At 73.3% G+C, this 3,547-nt stretch carries 5 protein-coding genes; 3 read left to right on the top strand and 2 right to left on the bottom strand.

Translation table 11 applies throughout. The features are described 5' to 3' along the window. On the bottom strand, positions 1-228 hold a 228-nt coding region (locus VF468_06165; protein ID HEX5877895.1), incomplete at its 3' end, for an FAD-dependent oxidoreductase. A 65-nt stretch (positions 229-293) separates the two neighbouring features. Between VF468_06165 and VF468_06160 the strand changes: the two genes are divergently transcribed. Next, the gene (locus tag VF468_06160) at positions 294-1,466 is read left to right on the top strand and encodes an FAD-dependent oxidoreductase (GenBank protein HEX5877894.1); all 1,173 of its coding nucleotides are present in this window, start codon (positions 294-296) and stop codon (positions 1,464-1,466) included. Between the two features lie 46 nt (positions 1,467-1,512). Here VF468_06160 and VF468_06155 read toward each other — a convergent pair whose 3' ends face one another. Continuing rightward, complete coding sequence (locus VF468_06155; GenBank protein ID HEX5877893.1) at positions 1,513-2,205, bottom strand: CBS domain-containing protein; 693 nt, start codon at positions 2,203-2,205, stop codon at positions 1,513-1,515. Positions 2,206-2,360: 155 nt separating this feature from the next. On the opposite strand from VF468_06155, the gene VF468_06150 reads away from it, so the two are divergent. Both VF468_06150 and VF468_06145 read left to right on the top strand, forming a co-directional pair. Next, positions 2,361-2,954 (top strand): CBS domain-containing protein, encoded by a 594-nt coding sequence (locus VF468_06150; protein ID HEX5877892.1) that lies wholly within the window; start codon positions 2,361-2,363, stop codon positions 2,952-2,954. Between the two features lie 5 nt (positions 2,955-2,959). Further along, positions 2,960-3,547: GNAT family N-acetyltransferase (locus VF468_06145; protein ID HEX5877891.1), on the top strand; the 588-nt coding region annotated here is incomplete at its 3' end.

Raw genomic sequence — 3,547 nt, 5'->3', positions numbered from 1 at the left:
GAACCGCTGCCAGCCCGACATGCCCGCACACGCCAGCTGGAACCAGGCCGCCGGGTCCTTGCCGAAGGCCGAGATCGACGCGAACGAACCGGTCGACGTGCCCTGTCCCGGCCGCTGGGGGTCGATGACGACTGGCCGCACCCTCCGGTCGACCAGGTGGATCGCGATCGAGGACCCGAGGATCCCGGCCCCGATCACGACAACGTCACTGTCCGCAGTGCCAGTCACGTGAGCTCCTTTGCCCGTCCGACCGTGGGCGGGTGCGCCCGCGCTCAGACGGCAAAGGAGCTCATGTGGGCGGCACTGCGGACAGTGACGTTGTCGTGATCGGGGCCGGGATCCTCGGGTCCTCGATCGCGGTCCACCTGGCCGACCGGGGGGTGCAGCCGGTCGTCATCGACCCCCAGCGGCCGGGACAGGGCACGTCGACCGGATCGTTCGCGTCGATCTCGGCCTTCGGCAAGGACCCGGCGGCCTGGTTCCAGCTGGCGTGTGCGGGCATGTCGGGCTGGCAGCGGTTCGCCGGCCGCATCGGCGGCGAGGTTGGGCTGCGCCGGGCCGGCGAGGTCCGCTGGGTCAGCGACCCCGAGGAGGGCCGCCGGCTGGCCCGGCAGGTGGCCGACGCCCGCGGCCGGGGCTACCCGGTCCGCCTCGTCGACCAGGCCGAGCTGGCCCGGCTGCTGCCCGGCGTCCACCTCGGCCAGGTCGCGGCCGCCTGCTTCGCCCCCAACGACGGGCAGGTGGAGCCGCCGCTGGTGCTGGCCGCCTGCCGGAGGGTGCTGGAGGAGGCCGGGGCCCGGTTGGTGACCGGCCGGGCCCGGGTGCGGCTGGACGACGACGGCGTGCGGGTCGAGGTCGGCCCCGAGGTGCTGCGGCCCCGGACCTGTGTGCTGGCCGCCGGGCCCGAGGCCGTCCAGGTCGCGGCCGCGGTCGGACTCCAGGTCCCGACCCTGGCCAGCCCGGGCATGCTCGTCCAGACCCGGCCGCTGGGTCCGCTGACCGACCGGGTCGTGTATGTGCCCGGCGGGCCGGGGCCGGCCGTGCACCTGCGCCAGCGCGCCGACGGGTCGGTCCTGGTCGGCGAGCGCACCCAGGAGACGCTTGTCACCAACCCCGGGCTGGAGCATGCCCGGGCCCTGCTGGCCCAGGCGGCCCGGTTCTTCCCGGCCCTGGCCGGGGCCGGGGTGGACAAGTGGTGGCTGGCCTACCGGGCGATGCCGTCGGACCGGCTGCCGATCGTGGGGCCGCTGCCCTGGCTGGAGGGGCTGTATGTGGCCGTCAGCCACAGCGGGGTCACCGTGGCCCCGGTCCTGGGGCGCCTGGTCGCGGACGAGGTCGCCACCCAGGCGGCCGACGGCCTGCTGGCCCCCTTCCGCCCAGGCCGCTTCGCCGAGCGCGCCACCAGGGTGCTGCTCGAGGTCGAGTCGCTGTTCCGCGAGCCGACCCGCCAGGACCGCTCCACCTGACTGACGAGCGCCGCCAGGCCCATGTTCCGGTACTCAGGCGTCGGAGTCAGGTACGAATCCAGGGGAAGGCCATCACCCGGCCGGCGTCGCGGTCGTCGATGTCGTAGGTCAGTCGGTTCTCGACCCGGACCACGCCCTCGACCCCCTGGACGGCCCGGACGAGGTAGGGGAGGAGGCTGCGCCCCTCGACCCGGCCCTGGAGCACGACCACCCCGTCGGTGACATGGAGGGAGAACCGGCTCGGCGCCATCGTGAACTCGCCCACGATCACGTCCTCGATGATCTCGCGGCGGATGTCCTGGTCGGAGCGGTCGAACACCTTCAGCAGGTCACTGCGGCTCACGATCCCGACCAGCCGACCGGTGCGGTCGACCACGGGCAGCCGCTTGACCTTGGCGGTGTGCATCCGCCGGGCCGCCTCGGCCACCGTCGCGTCGGGCGAGACGGCCACCACGGCCACGGTCATGAGGTCGCGGGCCACCGAGGCGGCGGCCTTGGCCCGGTCCAGCCGGGCCCGCTTGGTCCACCACAGCGGGAGGTCCTGCTCGGGCTCGGGGAACTCCTCCTTGAGGAGCAGATCGGCTTCGGAGACGACGCCCAGCACCCGGCGACCATCGTCCACGACCGGGACCGCGCTGACCCGGTGCTCGGCCAGGCGGGCCACGATCTCTTTGAACGGGGCGCTGGGCTCCACCGTCACCACCGGCGTCGTCATCAGGTCCTTGACCAGGCTGTGCATGGGGTCCTCCCTTGGTTCAGGCCCCCTAGAGCAATGCAACCGCCCGGCCTGCCCGCGCTGTAGGGGCGATGGTCCCCCGCGGGCTGGGCTGCCTGGCCCTGGGAGCACTTCGGACCCCAGGCCAGACTGGTGGCAACCGATGCAAGGAGGTCGGCGTGCGAGTCAGGGACGTCATGTCCAGCCCGGTGGTCACGGTGCCGCCGGACATGCCGCTCAAAGAGGTCGCCAAGCTCCTGGTCACGCGCGGCGTCAGCGCCGTGCCGGTGGTGGACCGCGGCGAGCTGGCCGGCATCCTGTCCGAGGCCGATCTGATCCCACTGGAGCTGGCTCCCGACCCGCGGGCCCATCTCGCGCCACTCCCCGCCGCACCGGCGACCTCCCGGATCGCGTCCGAGGCGATGACCAGGGACGTCGTGACGCTGCCCGAGGAGGCCGATGTCGCCGACGCCGGCCGGCTCATGCTGGAACGGCGCATCAAGTCGATCCCGGTCCTCCGGGGCCGCCGGGTCGTTGGCATCGTGGCCCGGCAGGACCTGCTGGAGGTGCTGGCCCGCAGCGACGAGGAGATCACCCGTGACCTGGAGGCGCTGCTGGCGGCCGAACTGGGCGCGCCAAGCCGCTACCGGGTGACGGTCCGGGACGGGGTCGTCGACCTCACCGGCCCTCCCGACCCGGTCGATCGCCAGCTGGCCACGCTACTGGCCCGCGGGGTGCCCGGAGTCCTCGAGGTCCGGTTGGACGAGGAGTGATGGCCGTGACCACCTATCCCGGTCACCGGGAGGCCGACGTCGTCCTGCGGGACGGCTCGACGGTCCACGTGCGGCCGGCCAGGCTCGCCGACGCGTCCGAGATCGAGCGGCTGCTCAAGGGGCTGTCCGACCGCAGCCGCTGGCTCCGGTTCTTCTCCGGCTTCCCCAACCTCGACAAGGCCATCCAGTGGGCGACCGAGGTCGACTACGAGCGGCGCTACGGGCTGGTCGCCATCAGCGGTGGCGACGGCCGGGTCGTCGGCCATGCCGGATTCGAGCGCCAGCCTGACCACCCGGAACGGGCGGAGGTGGCCATGGAGATCGCCGACGCCATGCAGGGCAAGGGGCTCGGCACCATCCTGCTCGGCCAGCTCGCCGAGGCGGCCAACCAGCTCGGGGTCCAGATCCTCGACGCCGAGGTGCTGCCCGAGAACCATCAGATGGTCAGGGTCTTCCGCGACTCCGGCTTCCCGGTCAAGACCCACAGTCTCCCCGGCGCGCTGCTGATCGAGTTCCCGACCTCCCTGTCCCCGGAGGCGCTGGCGCGGTTCGAGCGGCGCGAGCAGGTGGCCGCCACGGCCGCCATGCGGGCC

It is taken from the genome of Actinomycetota bacterium (assembly GCA_036280995.1).
Classification (GTDB): domain Bacteria; phylum Actinomycetota; class CALGFH01; order CALGFH01; family CALGFH01; genus CALGFH01.
The sequence above is the reverse complement of the archived record's forward strand: the minus strand, read 5'-3'. Positions and strand labels throughout refer to the sequence as shown.